The following is a 24,845-nucleotide window of genomic DNA, read 5'->3' on the forward strand; positions in this document are numbered from 1 at the left end:
AGCTAAAAAGTTGTTTCAACCGACATTCCTATTTGCCAAGAATCCACGTCTTGGTAACTGCCCAGAGGCGTACTAAAGTCGATATGGATCACATTGTCGTTACTTGAGCGCGATGAATATAGGCGAATACCAACGCCTGCACTGGTTAGCATTGAATCTGAAATATTCGCAGTTTCAGTGCTGCCAAAAGCTTGGCCTACATCAACAAAGCCAACAAAGCCTACATCTACAAACTGATACAGATTGATGTTAGGGTACATTCTTAGTTCCGCCGTTGCTTGTACGCTTGAAGTACCATGTTGGTAACTTTCTGGGAAGCCACGCATACCTTCTTCACCACCAACAGCCAGTGGTTTGTCAGCAAATTCATGGTTTTGCCAATGACCATTTAGATGCGCATAAAAGGCAAATGAGTCTGACCAGCGATAGTTCATTTGTGCTTTTGAATAAAGCGCTAAACGGTCATCAAGCTCAGTTCCGACATTGCCTTTGATTCCAGCGGCAAATCGATACAAGGCGTTATTGTTAAACCACGCTTTGGTAAGGTTTGTATCAAATAAAAAGCCTTGGCCAAAATTTACGGTATCGATGGCAAACTTTGAATTTAGCTCCCAGCCGAGGTTTACGTCTTCGTTGTGGTTTATTAGGTCAATATCGTGCAATACGGCGTAATTGTCTTCTAGCCAATGTAATCCGACCCAAGGCGCTGCAATGGTGTAATCGTTCAGGCCTGAAAGCAAAGGCTCTGTTTCAAAAGGGCGGTAACTGACATCTTCGTAATCAATCCCAGCAAGCCAGTGAAAGGTTTGCTGACTGTCTTGCGATAAAATTCCGCCGTAAGCAAACTGGGCGATTAATTCATCAGTAAAAAACTCTGAACGAGTCATGCCATTTTGATAGATATAACTTTTTTGCTTTTGTGATTTAGCAAAGTAGCGCATAAGTGCGTCACTGCTGCGTTGATAAAAAGGCTGATGATAATCCACTAAAAAGACTTGCCCGTCATCGTAATCATCAGCTTGTAAAGTGAGGGTTGCATGAGGCTGCCAAGGCACTGGCATTTGCAGCACTGAGTGGTAGCCTGAGCGTTCATGATCTGATTTATACTTTAATGATGCGCGAATACCGTAGCCTAAAAAGTTTTCTTCTTTAAAACCTAAGCTGTATTTATTATTGCCGCTACTACGGCCAAAATTAATGGTTGGCAATAAACTCCAGGTATCCCAAGTATCGATTTGCACCACGCGGGGCTCATCTTCAAGGCAATCTTTTGTATAGCTAACCTTGGCATCTCTTAAGTATTTTTTGCTGCGCAGAATACGCTCAGCTTCTTGTAGCTGACGCTCACTGACTTGATCACCCTCTTTGAAGGTAATTTGCTCACTAACAACTTTGTTTTTGGTATCAATGTGCAGCCAGTTGATAAAGCGATGTAGGGCGGTTGTTTCAGGGTCATTAGGATCGAAAATCGTATGCGTATCAATGTTGAGTTTATCAACAGTGATGTCTTTGTCTTCGCTTACTTTGTTTTCGTTTAATTGTGCAGTGGCTTTGCTTTTTACTTCACAAACCACATCTAAGCTTAAAGGCTCGTTTGCATAAACAGTCCCTGTAGCAGTGCATGTTATTAATAAAACTGGTGTTATTTTATTCATCATTATTATGCCTACTAAATACCAAGGAGATGCAGCGTGTTTGGCTTAATCAACCTTTAAATTCTTTACAGTTATCAGCATAAAATCGCTAACTTAAGAAAAACTTAACTAAAACTTAAACTTCATTGAAGATTGTAAGTTCATGATTAATAAACGTTATGCTAACTAACTGTGGCGAAGTTAATCGAAAAATAGCTGGCCTACGTATGATTTCTTAAGGTTTCTAATAGAGTAAATAATGAAAAAGCGTGTTTTATATTGGCTGCAAAATGATTTACGCCTAGTCGACAATGAAATTCTATCTGAGTTAGCTGATTTTGATGGCGAGCTTGATTTAGTGTTTGTGATTGAGCCGCGCTGGTTTAGGCAAACTAACTATCAATCAAAACCGTATGGGACGCATAAATACCACTTTTTACGTGAGAGCCTCGCCGCATTTGCACAAGCCGTTGAGCAACTCGGGCAAACACTTCATGTGATTACAGGTGAGCCTGAGCAAGTAATCAGTCAGCGTTTGCAAAAATATGATATTGAAACATTGGTTTGTACCGAGCAAGTTGGCGTTTATGAGCAAAAACAGCTAAGAAAAATCAACGCATTGTGCCCACAAGTGACGGTAAAAACCTATCAGCAAGATACCTTGTTTAAAGCAGCAGACTTGCCTTTTCAGCTTGATAACTTACCTAAAAACTTTACAGCCTTTCGCAAACTGGTCGAAGCTGAGCCAAGCTTTATAGCCGCGCCACAGCAAGCGGTTAGCCACTTACCTCATCCTGTACAACTATGCCCTGACAACCTTATTGCTGATGTTGCAACTCAATCGGGCGTTTTTAAAGGTGGTTTACTTGCAGCTCAGCAGCATTGTAATGCGTACTTCTCATCTCAGGCGCCAAGCAGTTATAAAGAAACACGCAATGAGTTAGACGGCTTTAGCAACAGTACTAAGTTCAGTGTATGGCTCGCTGGTGGCACAATTAGCGCAAAACAGCTATACCGAGAAGTGGAAGTGTATGAGCTACAAAACGGTGCGAATGAGTCGAGCTATTGGATAAAGTTTGAATTACTGTGGCGCGAATATTTTAAGTGGCATGCAATGCGCTCTGGCGCAACACTCTTCCAGTTTAAAGGGCAAAAGCACAGTGCACCGCTGACTACTTTTAACAGCCAGCGCTTTAATGCGTGGTGCCAAGGCTGCACGCCGTTTGCTTTGGTTAATGCAATAATGCATGAGCTTAATGCGACAGGCTATATTACTAACCGCTCGCGGCAAATTGCGGCAAGTTGTTTAGTTAACGAGCTTGAACTTGATTGGCGCTATGGTGCAGCGTATTTCGAACAGCAACTCATTGATTATGACGTGGCTGCAAACTGGGGTAATTGGCAATATATAGCGGGTGTCGGCGTTGATCCTAGAGGCGGGCGACATTTTCATATTAATAAGCAAACAGCGCTTTATGATCCTCTGGCGCGTTACATTCGAAAATGGCAAGGAGATCAAACCATCGTAAGCACAATCGACAGTGTTGATGAGGTGGATTGGCCAAAAATGTAATAGCCTGCGTTAGATCAATATTCTTCACGGATTTTTAGTGTTTTTTTATTTTGTTAACTAAAATAATGATTAAGGCTTACTTTTGTTCTGAGTGAGCTAGTTAACAAGGCTAATTATGGCATTTAGTGAAGGGTATGACGCGATTAAATCGCAGCTTGGTTTAGACATTGCTCAGCTAATTCTCGACAGTGGGGATGCGGGGGTATGGCTTTGGAATGTACAAACAGGCGAAACCATTTTCAATGATAAGTGGGCCGATATTATCGGTTACACACTGCAAGAATTATTGCCAGTTTCAATTGAAACGTGGATGAGTTTTGCTCACCCTGACGACCTATCAAAATCGGAACAGCTATTAAACGCTCACTTTAAAGGTGACTCTAAGCGTTATATTTGCGAAGCGCGAATGAAGCATAAACAAGGGCATTGGGTTAAAGTGCTCGATAAAGGCCAAGTGCAAAGTTGGGATGAAAATGGCAACCCGGAGTGGATGCTAGGCGTTCATATCGATATTACTGAACAGTGGTTAAAAGAGCGTGAAATTGAGTTTTTACATGCTAAGTTGCAAAAATTTACTGATAACTTACCGGGGTTTGTTTATCAGTATGTGGTGGAAAAAGATGGCACCGCATATTTTCCTTTTGCCAGCTCCAAAGTCTTCAATATTTATGGCTGCACAGCAGAGGATATAAAAAATTCTGCAGATTTAATCATGCAAACGATTCATCCAGATGATTTAGAGCGAGTTGTTAAAAGCATTGAAAAATCGCGAGTAGAATTATGCGATTGGCATGAGGTTTATAGAGTTAATCATCCAACTAAAGGGATGATTTGGGTTGAAGGAAAATCCTCACCCAAAGCCTGTGCTAATGGCAGTGTTGAGTGGAATGGTTATTCAGAAGATGTCACTGAAGAAGTTAAAAGCAACGAAAAAATACAGCTGCTTACAGCCGTTTTCTCAACAACAAGTCGCGGTATATTAATAACCACCCCTGAGCCTAAAATTGTGGATGTTAACCCTGCTTTTGAGCAAATTACAGGCTTTAGTAAGGCAGAAGTGCTTGATAAAAACCCATCTATACTCTCAGCTAGGCAGCAACCCACAGAGTTCTTTGAGTTGATGTGGGAGCGTTTAATACACAATGGTCGCTGGCAAGGGGAGATATGGAACAAGCGCAAAACCGGTGAAGTTTTTCCTGAGTTGTTAACCATAGATGCCATGTATGATGAACATGGCCAAGTGAGTCATTACATTGGTGCATTTGATGATATTTCGCAGGCAGTAGAAAAGCGCCAACTGCTTGACGAATTAGTCAATCAAGACCCTCTTACGAAGCTGTTAAATCGGCGAGGTTTGGATATTCAGTTACATTCATTTTCTCATCTTGCTGCGAATGAAGGTAACCAGTTTTCGCTGATTTATGTTGACCTTGATAACTTTAAACTGGTGAACGATACCTTTGGTCACGAGCAGGGCGATAATCTACTTCTTGAAATCAGTGAGCAGCTTTCACTTCAGCTGCGTGATAAAGACATATTAGCGCGCATTGGTGGCGATGAATTTGTGATTGTGTTGCCAACGTTAGCAAAACTCTCTGTTTGCCAAGACATTGCTGGACGCTGCCAAAAAGCGGTTGAGGGCGCAGCAAAGCGCTACGCAACAAAAGTGCCTGTGAGTGCTAGTTTTGGTATCGCGCTTTACCCAGAAGATGGTAAAAACGCCAAAGAGTTACTCGCCACAGCTGACGAGCAAATGTATAAGATGAAGCTTAAACATAAAGCATCACCACTCGGTTGATATTTCGACACTCGGCAATTTATTTAAAAGCGGCAGTAAGGCGCGCTCTTTGCGTAAGTCTTTGCGCTCGTTTTCTAAATCTTTACGCTCTCGATATAGTGCTTTTTGCTGGCTATTATCAAGCTGATTGCTGTTAAGCTCTGCACGAATATCTTTTAGGCGATGGTCTATGTCGTCAATTCGGTCATCAATGTATATCAGCCTTTGCTGCACTTGATATCTGTCGTTACCTTCTTGCCATGCTTTACGAAACGCTGTGCTATTACAAACGCCATTGTAAGATGCGCCTTGCATGCCAAGAGTAAAGCCATTTTCGGGCTCACAATACACTGCCAGACCTTGATCGTATCCCACTTTATATTCTGCAATATCGGCACTTACGCCATACTCGCCACATTGTGATAAGGCATCTATGCCATCACGATACTCAGTGCCATCTGCACCATGTTTATAACCAATACCATGCCAATTGGCTTGTAAACATTCATCTTTACTGACTGAGGTACAGCCTGCTAATACGATTAATGGCAGTAGAGGAAGTGTCCATTTTCTCATTAAAGTCTCAGCTTAAATTATTAATAACTAACTTGATTCTAGCCTGTAATATTATGTTTTAGAAAGTTGTTTTTATATTTCATAATAATGCCCTCAGATGAGGGCATTATGACTATCAATTACCACTGACAGAACCGCTGAGCAATGCGAATATTTGGCTGGGCATTCTTTAAGTGAGCTAACTGTAATAAGCATAACGCGGTAAAGTGACTGCGTTTTATCAATTGATGGCGGTCAAAGCGCATGATCTCGTACCACAGCTTAAATAGCTCGCCAAAACGCATCAGATTGTTATTATTAAATTGCCACTGTGATTGGTAATTTACCTTGATAGGGCAAGGCATATGACCCGGATAAGCTTGCCATGGTGCAAGCATAGCTCGTGGGTAACTGGTTTTCAGCCAGCGCTGATAAAAGCGGTGTTTACGTACATATTCAACAGGGACCGCTAGAGGATATTGCAGTACTTTCCACGAATAAAACGGATGGAAGAACTCCATTTTAAATTCGCATACGTGCTCGTTCGGAATGCTCAAATGATGGTGTTGATCATTGAGTAGTAAAAACAATTGAAATGCTTTTTCCAGTGGTAATTCAGCCAAGGGTTTAAAACTAAGTTTTAGGTTATCAATTAGTTTTTGTTGCAGCATAGACGCATTATGAACCACTGACTTTGGCAAATAAGCGTACTGCTGATCTAAATAAGCTTGAATGAGCTTATCAAGATTGTTTTCTTTTGCCGCCTCATAAATAGCGTCGCCATAAAACACGGCTCCTAAACCAACACTGCCTCCATTACCAGACCAACTAATTTGTGGTCTTGAAACGGTTTTATATTCATTATGATGTGCTTTTCGCCAGTATTTGCCAAGGCGCTGTTCAACAGAGAGCTTTTGCGTGTCGCGTACTTGTACAACTTCAAGTTTAAGGGCATTTTGCGAAGCATATTGTTTTGCGCAGTAGAGATCTTGGCTATCTGATTGCGAAAAATTAAACGACTTAAGCTCAACACCTTGGCGTAATAGCTCGCAGTTAATTAACCGTGAATCAAGGCCACCTGACAGAGTGCTCAGCACTTTTTTATCGGTGTGCATCGCTTTTGTTACCACACTGCGAAAAGCCCGAGTAACGCCTTCAATTGCATCGGTCACCTCTCGGTTTTGTTTGGCAAGGGCGACCCAATCAAAGTAACGTTGTTTTACCACGCCATGACTGGCATCAAAACGTAATATTTCGCCTGGGTATGAGCATTTAATATTTTTGTAAGGCGTGTGATCTAATAGCGGGTAACCAAGCACAGCAAGCTCTGTGAGTGCTTCGGCATCGCTTTCAAGCTCAATACTCAGCTGTTTAAATATCCCCAAGTTGGTTGAAAACAGTAAGCCTTGCGCCGTTTTTAAGGTGTAAAATGGTTTTAAGCCAAGTGGGTCGGTGGCAAGTACTAAGCTGCCTAATTGGCTATTAAACTGGCAAAAGCTAAATACCCCTTCACATTGCTGTAAGCAGGTGTTGAGCGAAGCTGTATTGGCCATGGCTTTTAAATCATCACTGCGCGAGCTGCTGAGTAAAGGGTGACCAATCAGCGTTGCAATTTGCGACTCAGTTTGCAACCAACTCGCTTGTTGGTAAGCATCAAAGTCATAATGAAAAATAGCTCCATTATCACAATCAAAGCGCTGAACATCTGCTTTTTTATAGCGATTAAATACATCAGCTAGTTGATTAATATAATGAAATTCTGTTTTGCCTAATTCATTGAATTGGATATAACCTGCGATAACAGCCATGTTAACCACCTTTTCGTTTGCTAACTTACATGTAAAGTTGCAAGCCATAGGCCAAAACGAATAAAGGCCTTAAACAAGGCCTTTGGGTAACATTACAAAAGCTGATCAGCGATTGTTAAGTTGTTGGTTGATTTCATCAAAAATACTTGCATCATCAATGGTGGATGGAATTTGTAGTTCTTCACCATCGACCAATTGACGTAAGTTCTTTCTGAGTATTTTCCCTGAGCGGGTTTTTGGTAAGCGCTCAACATGCAAAATATTCTTTAAGCAGGCAATGGCGCCAATTTGATTTCTTACCGAGTGAACCAACTGTTGCTCGACTTCTTTGCTATCGCCAAGGTAATCGTCTTTGAGCACTATCATCGCCATAGGTAATTGCCCTTTAAGTGCATCGTTAACACCAAATACTGCGCATTCAGCAACAGCAGGGTGGGCTGCTACAATTTCTTCCATTTCACCGGTTGATAAGCGATGACCCGCAACGTTAATTACATCGTCGGTACGACCCATAATAAATAGATAACCATCGTCATCAATATAGCCGCCATCACCAGAGAGGTAATAACCCGGGTACTCGCTTAAGTAGCCCGCTTGAAAGCGTTCATTGTTTTGCCAAATTGTTGGTAAACAGCCAGGAGGTAAAGGTAGTTTAATAACCACAGCGCCACTTTCGTTTGCTGCGCACTGCTCACCATTCATATCAAGAATTTGTACATCAAATCCCGGTGTTGGCACCGTCGAACTACCCGGCTTAGTAGCAAGTTGTTCAATACCAATTGGATTACACGCAATTGCCCAACCTGTTTCTGTTTGCCACCAGTGGTCGAGTACAGGCAAGCCGGTGTTGTCTTTCAGCCATTCATAAGTGGGTGGATCCAGGCGTTCGCCGGCCAAGAATAAACGTTTTAAACTTGAGGTATCGTATTGTTTAAAGCCTTCGGCGGTAGGGTCTTCTTTTTTAATTGCGCGAAACGCAGTTGGAGCACTGAATAAAGCAGTGACTTTATAATCTTCTACAACTCGCCAAAACGCACTGGCATCTGGGGTTCTAATGGGTTTGCCTTCATAAAGTACACTGGCACAGCGATATATGAGCGGTGCATATACAATGTATGAGTGACCAACCACCCAGCCAATATCAGAGGCAGCCCAAAATACCTCGCCGGGCTTCATGCCATACACGGTTTCCATGCTGTAATGCATTGCAACTGCGTGACCACCGTTTTCTCGAACCACCCCCTTAGGTGTGCCTGTGGTGCCTGATGTGTAAAGAATATAAAGCGGGTCGTCGCCTGCAACAGGCACTGCATCAACTGCACTTGCTGCATCAGAGGCTGATTGCCAATCGATGTCTCGGCCATCTTGCATGTCGGCAATGGCTTGTTCACGCTGAAATACAATACAGTGTTCAACAGCATGCTTTGCAGTTTCGAGTGCTTCATCAAGCAGTGGCTTATATTCAATGACATGATTGATCTCGACCCCGCAAGACGCAGTAAGCACAAGCTTAGGCTTTGCATCATCAATACGCACAGCGAGTTCGTGCGGTGCAAAACCACCAAATACAACGGAGTGAATGGCACCAAGGCGCGCACACGCCAGCATACCAATAACCGCTTGTGGGATCATTGGCATATAAATGACTACGCGGTCACCTTTGCTTACGCCAAGGGATTGCATGAGTCCTGCAAATTTAGCAACTTGAGTTTGTAACTCGCCATAAGTGTATTGTTGTTTGGTATTGGTAACAGGGGAGTCGTAAATCAGTGCTGTTTGGTCGCCATAGCCTGCTTCGACATGTTGGTCGAGGGCTAGGTAACAAGTGTTTAACTGACCATCGGCAAACCAATGGTAAAAATCATTATCGTCATATTGGTAAGGGGCACTTGGCTCTTTAAACCAAGGAATTCGTTTACTTTGCTCAAGCCAAAACTGACCCGGATCGCGCTGGAACTGTTGGTATTGTTGTTGATATTCGCCCGCCATTGTGAGGCTCCTATACTTTTTAGTGAGAGACCCTAAAAAATGTAGGTGTTTTTTTGATTAAATAATATGCGACCTTGGTCGGCATTAATTGAGCTAAATGTAGTGAAATTGCCCTGTTTAGGGGCGATTTTAGGGAATCGTGATGCTAATTAAACCTGTTGTTCACTAATAAGCGGTAAGCAAATGAAGATTTTAACGCCACCTAGCTCACTATGCTCAGCTTTTATAGTGCCTTTGTGTGTTTCAATCAGGCTTTTACAAATCGCCAGTCCAAGGCCTGAGCCGCCTGTTTGACGGCTGCGCGATTTGTCAACGCGGTATAAGCGTTCGAATATTTCAACTAACTGATTATTGGTAACGCCGGGTGGGGTATCTTCAATACTAAAAGTAATACTCTGCTCTGAGGCCGTTGCTATAAATTTAATTTTGCCGGGTTTATCAGTATAAAAAGTACTGTTTGATAAAAGGTTCGTCAGTACTTGCTTAATTTTATCGATATCCCATGTCACTTTGATATCAGCAGCAACGCGAATGTTACTGGTAAATTCAAAGCCTTTGTTTTCTACAAAAGCAGTAAAGTCTTGCTGCCAAACGGATAATACATCAGCAAGTAAATAGGGTTTTAAGTTCAGGTATAGGCTATCTGAATCTGCTTGTGCTAGTTGATGGATATCACGGATCAGTACATTGATATCGGTAAGTTTTCGATTAATGGCATCGTAAGAGGCATCTACGTCTTTGGCGATATTGTATTGCAATGCTTCAACTTGCAATTGCAGTGCAGTGAGTGGCGTGCGAATTTCATGAGATACATCGGCTAGTAAGCGGTTCTTTTTATCAACGACTTCTTGGAGTAGCTGTGCTCGTTCGCTGGCAAGTTTACGCTTTTTAAATGAGCGGTAACCAAAGCCAGATATCAGTAAAATCACGCAGCTTAGGCCCAATAACGACGCTTTAAATTGCCATTCACTTTCGCTTAGTTGGGCCGCTTGAATTTGCTTATCAGCACTCAATTGATTGATTTCTTGCTGATTTCGCATAAAAGCCACTTGGCTTTGCATCGCGGCCACAGTTAAGTCGTGCTGATTTTTACCAGTACTATCTTCAAGGGTTTGATAGTGGCTTTGCGACTCAAATGCTTGTTTATACAGTTGTAATGCAAGGTATGAGTCAGTGAGTAGCTTATTTAAGGTAATTTGATCTTCAACATCTTGCAGTTCGTCAGCCTGTTGTAAAGCCTGCTCTGCGGTTTTAATTGCTTCAGCGTGATCATCTAGGGCTTGATTGATACGTGTTTGGGTGATCCCTAAAGAGACTAAATGGGAGCGAAAATTATAGTCAGTAGCGATTGCTAAAGCGCGGTTGATATAGGCTTGCGCTTCGCTGATGTTGTCTTGTTTTAAAGCAATTAATGCCATTAAATTATACGAGCGACATAGCCCTGTGTTTGAAGATGATTGCTGATAATAGCTAATCGACTTTTCTGCGTAGTCTGTGGCTGTAGCAAGTTCACCTTGTTTTAGCGCAGCATAGCCAACTTTCATGGCACTGTTACCGATGTCGACTTTAGAGCCAATTTCTAAATCTAACACGTGAGACATTTTAAAGTGCTTTAACGATTGAGCGCTGTCGCCCATACGGCGATAAACTTCGCCAATTTCGTAAAGCGAATCGGCAATGCCTTTTTTGTCATCAAGCTTTTGATGCAAAGAAAATGATTGAGTTAAACTTGCGAGCGCCGCATTGTGATCGCCAATAATGGCTTCGATTATTCCTAGATTTAGTAATGCCGATGCATACGATTTGTCATCATCAAATTCATGTAAGATATTAACAGATTTTTGTGCCTCATTAAGGGCGGCTATGTATTTATCTTGCCAACGCAAAATGGCTGCTAATCGCTCATAGGATTGGGCAATCAGCACAGAATCTTTTATCTGCTTGGCAATAGATAATGCATCTCGGTAGTGCTGCTCTGCTGTTAGAAAGTTACTTTTTCTACCTTGTGCGTAGCCCTGAATAAGCATTGCTCGTACTGTGATAGCCTGATTATTTTGCTTTTGTCCGTACTCCAGCAGCTGCTCTGCATAGTTCAGTGCTTGGTCATAATCACCACTGCTGACATTCAGAAATGCCAGCGATTCAAGCGCTTCTTGTATGATGTTAGACTCATTGACAAGGGTTGAATCGTTAGTTAACTGCTCAAATATTTCAGTGGCTTGGTTTGGGTTACTGTTACGTAATGATTGTGCTTCGTTTAGCTTTTCTAACGCTTGTTCAGAGGTTATTGCAAAGGCGCTGAGCGATAAACAGCTAAGTGCACAAGCTAAAGCTAAGCTTTTGTAAAATAATGGAGTATTTTTCATTTTTTATTTGGGTAAAGGCAACTGCCATTTTTGTAAAATTACTTGGTATTGACCACTTTGCTTCAACGCTTCAATCGCGTTACTTAATTGCGTCGCGAGTTGTTTATCTAAATTAAGATTTGCAGCTAAATAAAGACCAGAAGGAAAGTCATCTAAGTGCAGGCTTTTATGAATATCACTCGGATCAACCCCAGATAATGCCAGTTCGTTTTGCAAGGTCAGGGTGTTGGTCAGTACAAAGTCGATGCGCTCTTTTTCAAGCAATTGCCAAAGTTGATGGTAATGACTGACTAGCACCAAGTTTTTATCTTCATTAAATCCAGCTTGCTTCAAATAATGCTCACTTGAATAGCCTCGAATAGTCGCGACACGGTATTGCTGAGCTTGCTTTAAGCTAATTATATTGTGGCTTTTGCTGGTAAGGTCAACAAGGTACGCGTCTGAAAAATAGGTTTGTGCTAACCACTGAAAGCGACTCTCACGAGCTGGGTTTTTTAGTAGCGAAATCATTAACATGTTTGGATTGTTTTCGAGCTCATGAAAAGCACGCGCCATAGGCATAATTTCGAATTCGCTGGGGATGTTTGCGTGTGTTAAGGCGGTTTTTACTACTTCAACAAGCGCACCATCGGCTTCGCCTTGTTGGTTTTTAAAATGGTAAGGAGGGAGATCTTCAGCAATAAAGGTCAGTGTTTTCGCAGCCGTTGCACAACTGATGAAACAAAGCAGGGTAGCAATCAGTAATGAGCGAAACAGCATAAAGATCCTTTATCCTTAAACAAGTAATTAACATACTAAAGAATCTTAATGAAAAGGTATAGGTTTTTAATTGCCAAGTCAGATTTAGTTGCTTTTTTTACTGCGGGTGCCCCTAGCAAGATACCGATATGGCAAACACAGACAGATAGAAAAGCACTTAAGCCCAGTGCACCGCCATAGCCATGCAAGCGCGGCACAAGGTATTCAAACAGCAAAGCAAACAATATTGAAGCAATGGCTAATGTAAAAATGCCAAAGCGTTTTGGTGCGCTCATGCCAATGAAAGTCCCCCCAAAAAACGCCACGCTGTAAAGTTCTACATCAATAGGGAGTAGGCTTAAAATCGCAAATGCAATAATGCTGGTGGCGGCTGAGGCGCGAATGCCATCAAAGTGATTATGATGCGCTAAAAAGTAAGTAGAGTAGGCGCCTAGTAAAGCGGTAATAGCAATAAACAAATCCATTAAAAGACTCCTTTTGCAAGCATGTAAAGCGCCACACTGGCAAAAGCAACACTACCAAGACGACCACCAAAACCTGCAAATAGATTCATAGTTAATACGTAAAGGCTGGCACCAATTAAAGAGATAAAGCTCAGCTCCCAGTAGCTGTTGATTAAACTTGATGAGCACATACCAGCAAAGCTGCCAGCGTAAATGGCTGCATAAGGGTGGTTACCAAAACGAGCAGGAAAAGGAATAAATGTGCCAACTAACCCGGTAACAGCGGCAGATAATACAAGGGCAACATGGGCTTGATCATGAAGTAAAAAACAGGCAAAACAGCCAGCAGAAAAGGCCAAAAACTTGACCATGAAAAACGTAATATGTGCCATTAATTGACGATACACCTCGCTTAAGTAGGTAAACGAGGTGCATTATCTCATTGATGCGTTTAGTCCTGCAACTGCGCGCTGGCAGGTATTGCTGCTACTTTGGTATGGTGGCCATATAAAGCAACAATTAAAAAGCAAACCAGTGGTACAACAAACGAAACCGCAGTGTTAAAGGCATCTATGGTTGCAGCTTGGATCAGAGGTAAAAATGCGCCCCCTAAAATTGCCATTACTAAACCTGCCGCACCCACTTTTGCATCTTCGCCGAGGCCTTCAAGTGCTGTGCCGTAAATGGTTGGAAACATCAAAGATAGACAGCTTGAAATAGCAACAAGTGCGACTACGCCCACTAAATTAACTTGGGTGGTAACAATAAAACAAAGCACGGCTGCAACTAAAGCCATAAAACGCAGTAATTTAGCGCCGCTAATAAAGCGCATTAGCCAAGTCATAATGAAACGAGATACTAAAAACACCAGCATAGAATATTGTAAGACTTGGCCGCCGGTAACTTCTGTTGTGTTAAGTGCTTCCATGGTGTAGCCAATGGTGTAGGTCCATACACAGGTTTGGGCGCCAACATTAAAAAACTGTGCCAGCACGCCAAATCGGTAGTGCTTATTTTGATACAAATGTTGAAAGGTCTTTTTAAGTTTACGCGGCTGCGTGGCGGCTTTTGTTGCTGTGGCAGGAGAGCGACTAAAAAAGATACATAGCCATAGCAAGATTAAGCAACAGGCCATACCCACATACGGCACCATCACAGCATCTAGTTCTGCACTCACAACGGTTTTTAGTTGCGCTTCACTCATCAGGGCACGGCTTGCGCTATCAGCTTGATTTAAGTTCGGTAAAATCAACGTCGCCGCTAAAAACACACCAATATTAGTACCAACAGGGTTAAAAGCTTGTGCTAGGTTGAGTCTACGGGTGGCTGTTTGCTCGCATCCTAACTGCATGACATAGGGGTTGGCAGAGGTTTCTAAAATAGACAAGCCACCTGCAAGAATAAACAGGGCCAATAAAAAGTGGCTATAGAGCATGGTTTGGCTAGCAGGGTAAAACAATAACGCACCACAGGCGGCCATGGCTAAACCCACTAACAGCCCCGTTTTATAATTAAATCGTCTATTGATCATGGCTGCCGGTAAAGCTAAGCAAAAATATGCGCCGTAATAACTAAACTGCACTAGTGCTGATTGCAACGCACTCATCGAAAATGTTTTGCTAAAAACTTTCACTAATGGGTCTGTCATATTCGCCGCAGTACCCCAAGCAGCAAAGCAAATTGTAAGCAGAATAAAAGGCCAAAGCATTTGGCGCGATACAATAGCGGACTGTGTTTGCATAGTTCACCAGATTTATGTGTTCATATTGTTGTGGCCGACAGTATTCACGACTATAAATAATAAATCAACCAAGTTGATTTATTATTTTAACTGGTAGATAGTACTCTAAAAAGGTCTAATAGGCCGCTTATCAAGCTTGTACCAAGAAGGATGTTATGAAGAGCAGTTTATCGCGAGCACCAAGAAGCAAGAACGAGCGCGCAATTTTAAGTTTAATTAGGCAACAGCAAAGCATGCCTAAAGCACAAATAGCAAAAGCGTTAGCCTTGTCTGCTCAAGCTGCAACAGTGAACATCAACAAGCTCGAAGAAGATAAGCTATTGCTTCGTGATGCACCTATAAAAGGACGAGTAGGGCAACCAAGCGTGCCATTCAGGCTCAATCCAGATGGCGCGTTTAGCTTTGGTTTGAAAATCGGGCGACGACGCTTCGACCTGATACTCGTTGATTTACAAAGCACGCAAAGAACATCGGTATCTGTTGAGGTGAATGAAGCATCGGTTGATGAGCTCAAATCATTCTTAGAAAAACATATTCCACAGTTAATCAGTGAATTAGAGCCTGAACTGCGCTCACATGTGTGTGGGCTTGGGGTCGCTATGCCGTTTGATATTTGGCAATGGCAAGCCGCTTCAGACTCTGCAACAAATATCCTTAGCCAATGGCAAAACTTCGACTTAAAAGGTTACTTAGAAACTCAGTTTAATTTACCAGTCTATATTAGTAACGATAATAACGCTGCCTGCTGTGCAGAATTAAGCCTTGGTAACCCTAATAACTACAGCGATTTTTTGTATGTTTATTTGGGGGCTTTTTTAGGCGGGGCTGTGGTGATTAACCACCAACTTCTCGAAGGTAAAAGTGGTAATGCCGGTGCTATAGGCTCAATGCTAAACGCTGATCGGGAGCAGTTACTTAGCCAATGTTCATTACTATCATTGCAAAGCGAGTTTGATAAGCAGCAACTTTGTATATCTGTGTATGAGCTTACCGACAGTCAGTTTTCAGATCATAAACGGCTAGTTCAGCCTTGGCTTGAAAAAGCTGCTGACACTATCAGTATTGCCATGCATAACAGTTTAAGTTTATTAGATATGCAAGCTGTGATTATTGATTCGCCGTTACCGAGTAAAGCGCTTGAACAGCTCAAGCAGTTATCAATTGCAGCATTTGCACGTTTAGATAGTCGTGGACTACGTAGCTGTGAAGTGAGTTTAGGCGTGTGCGGGGAAAAAGCGCAGTCGATAGGATCTGCTCAACTTGCGCTTAGTCATCATTACTTTTAAGCAGGAGTGAGTGCCTCAATCCTGCTTAATTCATTACTTCTGATATTGTTTGAACCACGCAAGCGTGTATTCAATTTTCGAAATCATACGTGATGGACGACCCGCAATACCATGTGGTGAGCCCGGTACGCGAATAAGCACTGTATCGACTTTTTGCAGTTTTAATGCTTGATAGAACTGCTCTGATTCTGAAATCGGCGTACGGCGGTCTTCTTCACCTGTCATGATCAATGATGGCGTGGTTACGTTACCCACTAATGAAAGCGGCGAACGTTTCCAGTAGTGCTCAACATTATCCCATGGCATACCAGGGAACTGGTTACGAATTTGACCAATGTAGCTGTCGGCAGTCAGTGTTTTACTTAACCAGTTGATCACCGGCTTGGTAATTGCTGCAGCGTTGAAGCGGTTTGTTAAACCAACCGCATAAGCCGTTGCAATACCACCTGCTGAACCACCAGCAATAAACAAGTTATCTTTATCGATAAAGCCTTTAGCAATCATCGCATCAACCGCTGAGTTATGATCAGCAAAGTCTTCTTCAGAGCTGTATTTACCATCTAGCAGTAATGCAAAGTCTTTACCGTAACTTGTTGAACCACGGTAATTCACATACACAACCACATAACCTTCGGTTGCATAACGTTGTAATTCAGCAGTAAAGCTTGGGCCATAGGCTAGGTGTGGGCCACCGTGAATTTCAACCATTAATGGGTATTGCTTGTTTTCATCAAAATCAGGCGGCGTGATGTACCAACCTTGAATGGCTTGGCCGTCAAACTGCGACTTAACATTCAGCTCGTGCACTTTACCAAGCTTTTTATGGCCTAATACATCTTCATTTAATGAAGTCAGTGTTTTACTTTTACCCTTGTATAGGTAGCCTAAATCAGCTGGGCGGTATTCACTGCCTGTGGTGTAAGCAATCGCGCCATTATTGGCCATACTAAAACTACCACTGACATATGGGCGACCAATAGAAGTGCCCGACACGGTATCAGTTAAATCAGTGACCTTACCGCGGCTTGTTACTTTAGCGAGCTTACGCTTACCAAAATCATCGTATTGAATAACAAAGTCGCCATCGCCTGACCATTTATAATCAGCCACAGAGCGGTCTAGCTTTTCAGTAATATGCTTGACTGATTTGTTATCTAGATCAAGTAACGACAAGGTTGAGTTGATATAAGGCACAGGGGCGTTATCACGAGCAATGAAGGCAAGTTCATCACCGTCTTTAGCGTAATGCGGGTTACTTTCTCTACCTGGTAAATCAGTTAGTTGCGTAAGCTCACCTGATTTTACATTGATTTCATAAAGATCAGACTCTGTTGTACGGTATTCCCAATCAGTATTGCGATCAGCAGAGAAAGCAAGCTTGCTATTGTTCGCGTTCCAAGCCAGTGGGCCATAGTGCTGGAAATCACCTGAGGTTAGCTGACGCGGCGTGCCACCCGAAACGGGGATAACGAAAACGTGACGATATGAAGGTTCTAAGAAACCTGCACCATCAGCTTGATAACGCGCTTTCTCAATAACCTTAACAGGTTTTGACCACTCAGCACCTTTTGGTTTTTTTGGCAGCTTTACAGATTTTGCGAACGCAGATTTACCTTCAGGAATACTCATCGTAAAGGCAATTTGCTCTGAGTCATTCGACCACGTTAAGTTGCCGACTGATTTTGGTAGTTGCGTTAAAAGTGCTTGTTTGTCTTGCGCTAACCAATAAACGTGAAGCTGATTTGAGCCGCTTGAGTTGCTGGTAAAGGCAATTTTTTGGCTATCTGGAGACCAGGTTGGTTGACTGTAGTTATGCTCATCAGAAAACAGTGGCGTGTGTTGACCAGACTTTAAATCGTACAGCCAAAAGCTACGTTTGTTGCCATCTTTCATGATGTCGTAGCCGTCGCGAACATAAACGATTTTTTTACCGTCTGGGCTTATTTGTGGGTCGCCTGCGTATTCAAGTTGAAAAATATCTTCAGAGACAAACTTGTCGCTAGCATATACCTGAGCAGTCGTTGCTGCGCACAGCAAACTAGCTCCAATAAGGATTGTTTTTTTTAATTGCATGGAATGGTCTTTTTTTAGCCGTAAAATTTTATCCTAAAAGCAGACCATTTACTGCGCAAGCACATTGAGACCAAAAAGCCGTAACGAGAGTTAAATTGACTCAAACTCGATTTATGCTGGCTAGTACCTGATTTTAAAGGCTTAGGCAAACTTAAAATAGTCATCCCAACGACTATCTAAGCGCTGTTTGGCCTTAGCTAAATCAACCGCCGAATAAAGATCATTTTGCTGATTAACTAGCTCAAGCTTGATGAGTTTGTCTAAAGCATCATCAATTTCAAAGTCGAGCTGGCAATTATGTTGCTCGTTAAACCACTGTTCAATTTGACTATCTAATTGCTGTGCAGTCATCGCAGACTCGCTTTTTAGTAAAAAGGTGTAGGCGAGCAGCGCCTCTTTAACATCTTCTTCTTCAGCTGCATCAACGAGAGTGTGAAAAACCCCCGCATTGTTATCGAGGTTTTTAAAATATAAGTTGTCGGCCAGTGCTTTCATAAAGCGAATTTTACGATTTTTAAACTTGCTCCATTCTTTAAAAATAAAGCTGCCAAACACCCCCATGCCAATTGCAAAGGTAATAAAGTGCTGCTGACTCATGTGCACTTCTTCACTGCGCCAACCACCCCAAAAGGCAAGCATGGCAATCAGGAGTAAAATTGATGCGCCTAATTTAGTTACCAATACCACAGCACCACCAATCAGTGCTGATGAACCAATAATCAGTTTATCTATTGGACGCATTTTTACTTCGCTATTCGGAAACAGCATTTCTAAATCGGCTTTTGGCACATTCTGGAATAATTTGACGATGGTAGAGTTTGGCTCAAAGCCCACTGGCATTTTGCCTTTTTCTAAAAAGTACTGCTCGTCTTTAAAGCGGATGAAAATGGCAACGCGATCATAGTTAGTAAATTGAATCTGCTTTTTCTTAAGGCCCCAAAAGCTGCGTAGTGTCTCGGTTTTTTGCGATTCGCCGCGACGGTAAAAGACCACTTCTGCAAAGTCATCAAACTCAACGGCTAAACGCACTTTAAATAAAGACTCTTCATTGAGCGCATCTTGTAAGTCTTGATTGGTAATGGTTTCAAAATTGGCAGCATTGAGTACGGTGGCAAAGTCTTTTGCAAAGGCCGACTGGTAGCTGGCACGTTGCTCGTTAGTAATCGGTGTTAGAGTGCAGGTGTCGCTATTTGGATCAAATGGCGCATAGTTGTTTTTTAATGACTCCAGAAGCTCGTGATATTGATAATGGGTCACGCTTTGCAAAAGTGTAGCAAACTCCAAAAACGAACCTGATTGCGGTTCACCTAAATAGGCTTGGCAAAGGTTGATGATGTCGTGTTTTCGAAATGGAATAAATCGTGCGTCGCTCATTGATTCTTGCTGTGTCATTTAAATTGTCAGCGATGATAAAAAAACACAGCAGAATTGCGACCGTTAGTGGCAAATAGCATGAACTTAGACTTTTTTACTGACTAAAACGGCTTATTTTTAGACTTTTTACTCCAGTAAAAACGCTGGTTTTTGCCCTTTAAAACGGCTTTATCATGCACTTTTAAATTTGCTTTGCTAATGTTTAAGTCATTGCAGTATGTTGTCGTGATTAGTTATGAATAAACAGTCTTCTCCTCCAGAAATAAAGGCTGAGTTAAACTCAGTGCCACTCATAATAAAGCAGTTCTTTATTAGTTTTTTTATTGTCTTTTTGTTGCTGATAGTGATCACCTATCTGTATTACTTTAATCGACTCGAAAATGATATCTACTTAAATGGTGTGCTAAGTGATGCCATCAATTTGCTTATTTTGATTTGTATTTTTGCCTTTGTGCAAACCTCAGTGGTTGCTAAGCGCAGTTACTTATTTTTAAGTGTGGGTATCTTCCTTTGGAGCGTTGGGCTGACTTTTGATTTTTTAGACGAGCTGGTATTTCAACCAATTTGGGTTGGTATTTATATCGAAGATATTACCCGCACTTTAGGGATGCTAGTAACGGGGTTTGGTCTTTATCTTGCCCTGACTGATTTAGCGAAAACCCGCGAGCAGCTTGAAGAAGAGCTAAAAACAGATGTATTAACAAAGGCGTACAATCGTCGTTATTTTTATCATTATGTGCAGCAAAACCAAAATAAGCCGCACAGTATAGTGATTGCAGATATTGATCATTTTAAAGCGATTAATGATGAATATGGCCATGATGTTGGCGATCAGGTATTGATAGATTTTGTATATCAATGCCATCAAGCGTTAGATGAAAGCATTTTATTTGCACGAATCGGCGGTGAAGAGTTTGCACTGTATGTAGCCACCGACGACGCTGATGAGTTACGTGCTACCTGTGAGCAACTGCTGAGCCTTGCCAATAATGTGATGGTGACACCAAGTAAAACGCTCAGCGTGAGTGTTGGTTCGGCGGTTAAGCGTGCCACAGAGACATTTAGCAACACCATGAAACGTGCCGACCAAGCGCTTTATTTGGCCAAAAACCAAGGTCGTAGCCGTTATATTCACAAACCGTAAGGGACGGTTAAGGATTTTTGATGTAACCTAAAGCGCAACAAAACTCCAAGGGATGAACAATGGCAATTGCTAAAAAGATAAAGCAAAAAACACGGCAGTTTATCGACTCTAAACATATGCTTAAATCGATTACGGTGGCATCATTTTTAGAGTCAACCATCGTGCCCATTCCCCTTGAAGCTGTGCTTATTCCGTTAATGCAAGCACGCCGCGAAAAGCTCTGGTTAATTGCATTAATGGCGACCATTGGCTGTATTATCGGTGCTATTTTTGGTTATGCCCTGGGCTATTATCTGTTTGATGTAGTGGGCGATTGGGTGATTAATACCTTCTCAAACCCTGAGCAATTCGAGCAAGTTAAACAAAACATGCAAGCACAAGGCTTTTGGTTTGTATTGACGCTCGGTATTGTGCCTATTCCATTTCAAATTGCCATGCTGGCCGCTGGGGCAACTAAGTATTCAATTTTTCTCTTTTTGCTGGCTACGGTCATTGCTCGCTCAATTCGGTACTTTGCCCTTGCTGCCGTTGTTTATTACGCAGGTAATCAGGCTGAGCGAATTATTCAAAAGCACAAATCCAAGGCCTTAGTGGCTATTTCTGTGATAGTACTATTACTTTGGTGGCTCAGTACACTCATTTAATACACTCATTTAACAAATAAAAAATACTGATTATGGTTATTCTGTCTATACTTTGAAATAAGGAAAGCGCTAAATAAAACAACAGGATGACCCATGAATACCCTAGTGGCTGCACTGCCTATTTTGGTGCTGATCTGGATGATGGTAAAACGCAGCCCCATTGCTTCTTATATTGCCTTACCCATAACAGCGCTACTCGCAGCCTTATTGCAACTGTTTTACTTTCAAGCTGATTTAAGGCTGTTGCTTGCTAATTCGTTTGCTGGTGTGTTGTCAGTCATGACCCCCATTTCGATTATTGCAGGGGCTATTTTACTTAACCGCATGTTGGCAATATCTGGGGCAGAAACCACGATTAAACACTGGCTCGAATCTATTAGCAGTAATCAGGTTGCCCAGTTGATGATCATAGGTTGGGCATTTGCATTTATGCTCGAAGGTGCATCGGGGTTTGGCACGCCTGCGGCCATCGTCGCGCCTATTTTGGTCGGGCTTGGTTTCTCGCCTTTTAAAGTGATTATTTTCACTCTTATTTTAAACTCGGTTCCCGTATCTTTTGGTGCTGTAGGCACACCAACATGGTTTGGCTTTTCGGCGCTACAATTAGATGATGGGCAAGTGTTGGCTATCTCAAGATGGACGGCGCTGTGTCATGTTGTTGCTGCTTTGGTTATTCCTATGATTGCGCTGTGCCTTGTGCTGCCACTAAAAAAGGTGCGTCAAAATAGCGTATTCATTTATTTAAGTGTGTTTTCATGTGTCTTGCCTTATTGGTTGTTTGCCCAGTGGAATTATGAATTTCCATCGTTGATAGGTGGTGCAGTGGGGCTTTTAGTCACTATTTATTTAGCAAGTCGGGGAGTGGGTTTAGATAAATCAGCTACAAATATGCAAAGCTCGAAAAGTGACTTTAAAATCACACCCAAAGCGCTATTTTTAGCATTATTCCCGTTATTACTTTTGATTGTTGTGCTGGTCATAACCCGTATTCATCAGTTGGGTATTAAAGCATTGCTTAATGACGAAACGCTCTGGTTGAGTATTCATTTGGGCTTTGCACAATTTGAATTAAGCAAAGCGCTGATTTTATCTTTACATGAGATATTTGGCACCTCAGTGGGATGGTCGTATAAAACCTTGTTTGTACCAGCGTTGATCCCGTTTGTATTGGTGGTGTTGATCTGTGTGCCGTTACTTAAAATGAGCAAGCCACAAGTAAAGCAAATGTGCTCCGATACCTTAGGCCGTATCGCTATGCCATGTATCGCTTTAATCGGGGCGCTGGTGATGGTGAATGTTTTAATGCAAGGCGGCCATAATGCGCCCATATTTTATATGGCGAGCACCTTTGCTGATTTAAGCGGTGAGCACTGGGTGTTATTTGCCTCGTATTTGGGGGCACTCGGCACTTTCTTTTCAGGTTCGGCAACCGTGTCTAATCTTACCTTTGGCGGTATTCAATATGGTATTGCACAGCAAGTGGGCTTATCAGAAACCTTAGTGCTTGCATTGCAATCAACGGGGGCGGCGATGGGGAATATGATCTGCATTAGCAATATTATTGCTGTAGCCAGTATTGTTGGAGTGAATAATCAAGAAGGGCCCGTGCTTAAGAAAACCTTTTTGCCTATGCTGATTTACGGTGCAATTGTAGGATGTTTTAGTTATCTATTTTACTGATTAAACATGTGCAGATAAAAAAGGTGCCCAGGTAAACCAAGCACCTTTACGGAGTAATTTATTGAATGGCTTTTTTTACTTCGCGCCAGTCAATAATCTTAAAGTTTTGTGGTGCTTGTGGCATTCGGTTGTAACCATCTTGCACAATTAACACCCCTTCAGGGTAGCCCGGTAGTGCAGCCGGTGTTACCGTTAGGCCATCGGTTTCTGATACGCCATCTATTGCTAACTCAAGGTTATTGCTGATTGCAAACTTACCCGTAAACTCAAGGCTAGGGGTATTGCCATCAATAATTTTATAAAGCACATAGCTGTAATCACCTTGGCTAGAAACCACTAAATAGCGGGCATCTTTTGCGTGGTAGATTTCCATGCCTTCTACATCATCAACGAGTAAATCGTTCACAGTTTGCAGCATTACAGGTTTATTTCCAGCTGTTGGCTCAGCGCCAATAAACCAAATACCTTCGTCCTCTTCACCTAAAAATAGCTGTGCGGTTTTATCATCTGCACTGCAACCTTCTGGTTGGCTCGGAACACTAAATTCGCGTACTAGTTGTGCTGATACGCTCTCATTATTACCAGTTAGTTTGTATTGCTGAAATAGGCCTGATTTATCATTCATAAACACATAGTTGCCTGTGTTTGATGAGTACATACACATACCGTAAATTTCGTTTAGAGTCGTTGGCAGCTCAGCAAGATGTTGCACTTGATTGTGAGTATCGACGCTGTAAACACTGATACTGTTATGAGTACGATTACTTGCGGTGATCCACGTATTGCTTGCGTTGTTAATACTTGCATGTTGGCGCACATCAACATTATTTAAACGGCCTGTTTCTAGCGCTTGTAGCTCTTTGCCAGCAAGGTTATACACCATTAAACCACGGCGTTTATCGGTACCTAAGATCAAGCTTTTTGCTGCATTGTGAGGGTTTACCCAAATAGCAGGGTCATCGGCGGCATCACCAAAAGCACGTACCGCATCGGTTTGCGCTTGTGCATTGATATAAGTAACAGCCGCTGTTTTAGCGCTATTTTGTTGCTTGGCTTGTGCTTTAACTTGCCCCTCGATTTGACCTTTGAGGTAATGACCTGATTCATCATCGTATAGCACAATATCAGCTTGATTATTGTTAAAGCGCACTGCGCCAGATTCAATAGCTAGTTCTCCTGCAAATTGCCAGCTACTAAAACGCTTTGTGTTATTTTCGTAGCGATGTAATTGGTTATCTTCAGAAGTGGTAAACCATAAGCTGCCATCTTCTGTTGTGCTTAAGCCACCAACTTCAAGCGCTAAGCTGCCAAATGGCGACATCATAGCAAGGGGCTTTTTATCAGCGCGCGATTCAGCGTCGGCGTTAATTTGCCAAATGCCCACTTCGCCTTCGCTTAAGTAAAGGGTTTTACTGATATCATCAACCGCACAGCCTGATGTTTCGCTTACGCCGGCAAACTCACGTAATTCAAGGTTTAACGCGCGTTTGTTTGCCATATCAAACACCAGTGTTTCGCGGATAAGACCACGAGCATCTGCCACAAATGCCGACACAGCCTGAGTGGTCGGGTTGGCAAATAAGCACACTGCCTCAGGCTTTGCTTTTGGTGGGCTGATACGGCTAATTTCAGTTAGCTGCCATTTAGCTGCTTTTTGTAAGCTAAAAATCACCGCTTGGTCGGCTTCGTTGTCGATGCTAGCAACAAGGTAGCTGTTTGTGTTGATCGCCTTAACAGATAGCGCTTCGAAATTACCTTTTTGTAATGCGTGCTGTTTACCAGTGGCGTCAATAAGTTGCAGACCTTGGCTTTGTGAACTTAAGAGCCAAGCGTCATCAGCAACGGCTGCTGCTTGTGAGCCTTGCATATTTTCAGTTGTGCCAAAGGCTGTTAATTGGTTTTTACTAGGTGCCTCGGTTGCCGTTGTTTGGCTACACGCTGTTAGGGTGCTTAGTATCACTGCACTGGCAACAAGATTAAGTGGTTTTTTAAAATTCAT

General features: G+C 42.3%; 18 protein-coding genes. 6 read left to right on the plus strand and 12 right to left on the minus strand.

Annotated elements, in window-relative coordinates; translation table 11 throughout:
* Positions 1 to 2: 2 nt before the first annotated feature.
* Positions 3 to 1,658, minus strand: coding sequence for a hypothetical protein (locus P4S60_RS04215; RefSeq protein ID WP_337115113.1), 1,656 nt, complete (start codon positions 1,656 to 1,658; stop codon positions 3 to 5).
* Between the two features lie 235 nt (positions 1,659 to 1,893).
* On the opposite strand from P4S60_RS04215, the gene P4S60_RS04220 reads away from it, so the two are divergent.
* Complete coding sequence (locus tag P4S60_RS04220) at positions 1,894 to 3,207, plus strand: DASH family cryptochrome (protein WP_337115114.1); 1,314 nt, start codon at positions 1,894 to 1,896, stop codon at positions 3,205 to 3,207.
* Positions 3,208 to 3,322: 115 nt separating this feature from the next.
* On the plus strand, positions 3,323 to 5,005 hold the full coding sequence (locus P4S60_RS04225) for a sensor domain-containing diguanylate cyclase (RefSeq protein WP_337115115.1): 1,683 nt from the start codon (positions 3,323 to 3,325) through the stop codon (positions 5,003 to 5,005).
* Here the strand turns inward: P4S60_RS04225 and P4S60_RS04230 are convergent.
* The 8 genes from P4S60_RS04230 to fucP all read right to left on the minus strand — a co-directional run bounded on the left by P4S60_RS04230 (position 4,991) and on the right by fucP (position 14,645).
* Positions 4,991 to 5,560 (minus strand): DUF2799 domain-containing protein, encoded by a 570-nt coding sequence (locus P4S60_RS04230; RefSeq protein WP_337115116.1) that lies wholly within the window; start codon positions 5,558 to 5,560, stop codon positions 4,991 to 4,993. The genes P4S60_RS04225 and P4S60_RS04230 overlap by 15 nt on opposite strands.
* A gap of 119 nt (positions 5,561 to 5,679) precedes the next feature.
* Positions 5,680 to 7,347, minus strand: coding sequence for an asparagine synthase-related protein (locus tag P4S60_RS04235; protein WP_337115117.1), 1,668 nt, complete (start codon positions 7,345 to 7,347; stop codon positions 5,680 to 5,682).
* 105 nt (positions 7,348 to 7,452) lie between these two features.
* Positions 7,453 to 9,336, minus strand: a complete 1,884-nt coding sequence (locus P4S60_RS04240) for an acetate--CoA ligase (RefSeq protein ID WP_337115118.1) — start codon at positions 9,334 to 9,336, stop codon at positions 7,453 to 7,455.
* Positions 9,337 to 9,485: 149 nt separating this feature from the next.
* On the minus strand, positions 9,486 to 11,702 hold the full coding sequence (locus P4S60_RS04245) for a tetratricopeptide repeat protein (protein ID WP_337115119.1): 2,217 nt from the start codon (positions 11,700 to 11,702) through the stop codon (positions 9,486 to 9,488).
* A gap of 3 nt (positions 11,703 to 11,705) precedes the next feature.
* Positions 11,706 to 12,461 carry a substrate-binding periplasmic protein gene (locus tag P4S60_RS04250; protein WP_337115120.1) on the minus strand — a complete coding sequence of 252 codons (756 nt, stop codon included), beginning with the start codon at positions 12,459 to 12,461 and terminating at the stop codon, positions 11,706 to 11,708.
* A 35-nt stretch (positions 12,462 to 12,496) separates the two neighbouring features.
* Positions 12,497 to 12,925: a hypothetical protein gene (locus P4S60_RS04255; RefSeq protein ID WP_337115121.1), complete on the minus strand. Its 429-nt coding sequence runs from the start codon at positions 12,923 to 12,925 to the stop codon at positions 12,497 to 12,499.
* Complete coding sequence (locus P4S60_RS04260; RefSeq protein WP_370626045.1) at positions 12,925 to 13,296, minus strand: hypothetical protein; 372 nt, start codon at positions 13,294 to 13,296, stop codon at positions 12,925 to 12,927. Before P4S60_RS04260 ends, P4S60_RS04255 begins: the two co-directional genes overlap by 1 nt.
* Before the next feature lie 59 nt (positions 13,297 to 13,355).
* Complete coding sequence (gene fucP / locus P4S60_RS04265) at positions 13,356 to 14,645, minus strand: L-fucose:H+ symporter permease (RefSeq protein WP_337115122.1); 1,290 nt, start codon at positions 14,643 to 14,645, stop codon at positions 13,356 to 13,358.
* Positions 14,646 to 14,800: 155 nt separating this feature from the next.
* Here fucP and P4S60_RS04270 point away from each other — a divergent pair, with 155 nt between their 5' ends.
* Positions 14,801 to 15,931: an ROK family transcriptional regulator gene (locus P4S60_RS04270; RefSeq protein WP_337115123.1), complete on the plus strand. Its 1,131-nt coding sequence runs from the start codon at positions 14,801 to 14,803 to the stop codon at positions 15,929 to 15,931.
* Between the two features lie 33 nt (positions 15,932 to 15,964).
* Here the strand turns inward: P4S60_RS04270 and P4S60_RS04275 are convergent, their stop codons facing one another.
* Together P4S60_RS04275 and P4S60_RS04280 are read right to left on the minus strand one after the other, a co-directional pair.
* The gene (locus P4S60_RS04275; RefSeq protein ID WP_337115124.1) at positions 15,965 to 18,004 is read right to left on the minus strand and encodes a S9 family peptidase; all 2,040 of its coding nucleotides are present in this window, start codon (positions 18,002 to 18,004) and stop codon (positions 15,965 to 15,967) included.
* 141 nt (positions 18,005 to 18,145) lie between these two features.
* A complete protein-coding gene (locus tag P4S60_RS04280) occupies positions 18,146 to 19,378 on the minus strand; it encodes a TMEM143 family protein (protein ID WP_337116821.1) in 1,233 nt (410 codons plus the stop codon).
* 235 nt (positions 19,379 to 19,613) lie between these two features.
* Here P4S60_RS04280 and P4S60_RS04285 point away from each other — a divergent pair, with 235 nt between their 5' ends.
* The 3 genes from P4S60_RS04285 to P4S60_RS04295 all read left to right on the plus strand — a co-directional run bounded on the left by P4S60_RS04285 (position 19,614) and on the right by P4S60_RS04295 (position 22,846).
* Entirely contained in the window at positions 19,614 to 20,522 is a 909-nt protein-coding gene (locus P4S60_RS04285) for a GGDEF domain-containing protein (RefSeq protein WP_337115125.1), read from the plus strand.
* Positions 20,523 to 20,581: 59 nt separating this feature from the next.
* On the plus strand, positions 20,582 to 21,166 hold the full coding sequence (locus tag P4S60_RS04290; protein WP_337115126.1) for a YqaA family protein: 585 nt from the start codon (positions 20,582 to 20,584) through the stop codon (positions 21,164 to 21,166).
* A 93-nt stretch (positions 21,167 to 21,259) separates the two neighbouring features.
* Entirely contained in the window at positions 21,260 to 22,846 is a 1,587-nt protein-coding gene (locus tag P4S60_RS04295; RefSeq protein ID WP_337115127.1) for an L-lactate permease, read from the plus strand.
* Positions 22,847 to 22,904: 58 nt separating this feature from the next.
* Here the strand turns inward: P4S60_RS04295 and P4S60_RS04300 are convergent, their stop codons facing one another.
* Entirely contained in the window at positions 22,905 to 24,845 is a 1,941-nt protein-coding gene (locus P4S60_RS04300; RefSeq protein ID WP_337115128.1) for a phytase, read from the minus strand.

The organism is Pseudoalteromonas sp. Hal040 (assembly GCF_037162425.1).
GTDB lineage: Bacteria > Pseudomonadota > Gammaproteobacteria > Enterobacterales > Alteromonadaceae > Pseudoalteromonas > Pseudoalteromonas gelatinilytica.

Bases quoted from the DNA above. Each gene is read 5' to 3' on its own strand.
- P4S60_RS04215 (WP_337115113.1), bottom strand. From the start codon at position 1,658: ATGATGAATAAAATAACACCAGTTTTATTAATAACATGCACTGCTACA.
- P4S60_RS04220 (WP_337115114.1), top strand. From the start codon at position 1,894: ATGAAAAAGCGTGTTTTATATTGGCTGCAAAATGATTTACGCCTAGTC.
- P4S60_RS04225 (WP_337115115.1), top strand. From the start codon at position 3,323: ATGGCATTTAGTGAAGGGTATGACGCGATTAAATCGCAGCTTGGTTTA.
- P4S60_RS04230 (WP_337115116.1), bottom strand. From the start codon at position 5,560: ATGAGAAAATGGACACTTCCTCTACTGCCATTAATCGTATTAGCAGGC.
- P4S60_RS04235 (WP_337115117.1), bottom strand. From the start codon at position 7,347: ATGGCTGTTATCGCAGGTTATATCCAATTCAATGAATTAGGCAAAACA.
- P4S60_RS04240 (WP_337115118.1), bottom strand. From the start codon at position 9,336: ATGGCGGGCGAATATCAACAACAATACCAACAGTTCCAGCGCGATCCG.
- P4S60_RS04245 (WP_337115119.1), bottom strand. From the start codon at position 11,702: ATGAAAAATACTCCATTATTTTACAAAAGCTTAGCTTTAGCTTGTGCA.
- P4S60_RS04250 (WP_337115120.1), bottom strand. From the start codon at position 12,461: ATGCTGTTTCGCTCATTACTGATTGCTACCCTGCTTTGTTTCATCAGT.
- P4S60_RS04255 (WP_337115121.1), bottom strand. From the start codon at position 12,925: ATGGATTTGTTTATTGCTATTACCGCTTTACTAGGCGCCTACTCTACT.
- P4S60_RS04260 (WP_370626045.1), bottom strand. From the start codon at position 13,296: ATGGCACATATTACGTTTTTCATGGTCAAGTTTTTGGCCTTTTCTGCT.
- fucP (WP_337115122.1), bottom strand. From the start codon at position 14,645: ATGCAAACACAGTCCGCTATTGTATCGCGCCAAATGCTTTGGCCTTTT.
- P4S60_RS04270 (WP_337115123.1), top strand. From the start codon at position 14,801: ATGAAGAGCAGTTTATCGCGAGCACCAAGAAGCAAGAACGAGCGCGCA.
- P4S60_RS04275 (WP_337115124.1), bottom strand. From the start codon at position 18,004: ATGCAATTAAAAAAAACAATCCTTATTGGAGCTAGTTTGCTGTGCGCA.
- P4S60_RS04280 (WP_337116821.1), bottom strand. From the start codon at position 19,378: ATGAGCGACGCACGATTTATTCCATTTCGAAAACACGACATCATCAAC.
- P4S60_RS04285 (WP_337115125.1), top strand. From the start codon at position 19,614: ATGAATAAACAGTCTTCTCCTCCAGAAATAAAGGCTGAGTTAAACTCA.
- P4S60_RS04290 (WP_337115126.1), top strand. From the start codon at position 20,582: ATGGCAATTGCTAAAAAGATAAAGCAAAAAACACGGCAGTTTATCGAC.
- P4S60_RS04295 (WP_337115127.1), top strand. From the start codon at position 21,260: ATGAATACCCTAGTGGCTGCACTGCCTATTTTGGTGCTGATCTGGATG.
- P4S60_RS04300 (WP_337115128.1), bottom strand. From the start codon at position 24,845: ATGAATTTTAAAAAACCACTTAATCTTGTTGCCAGTGCAGTGATACTA.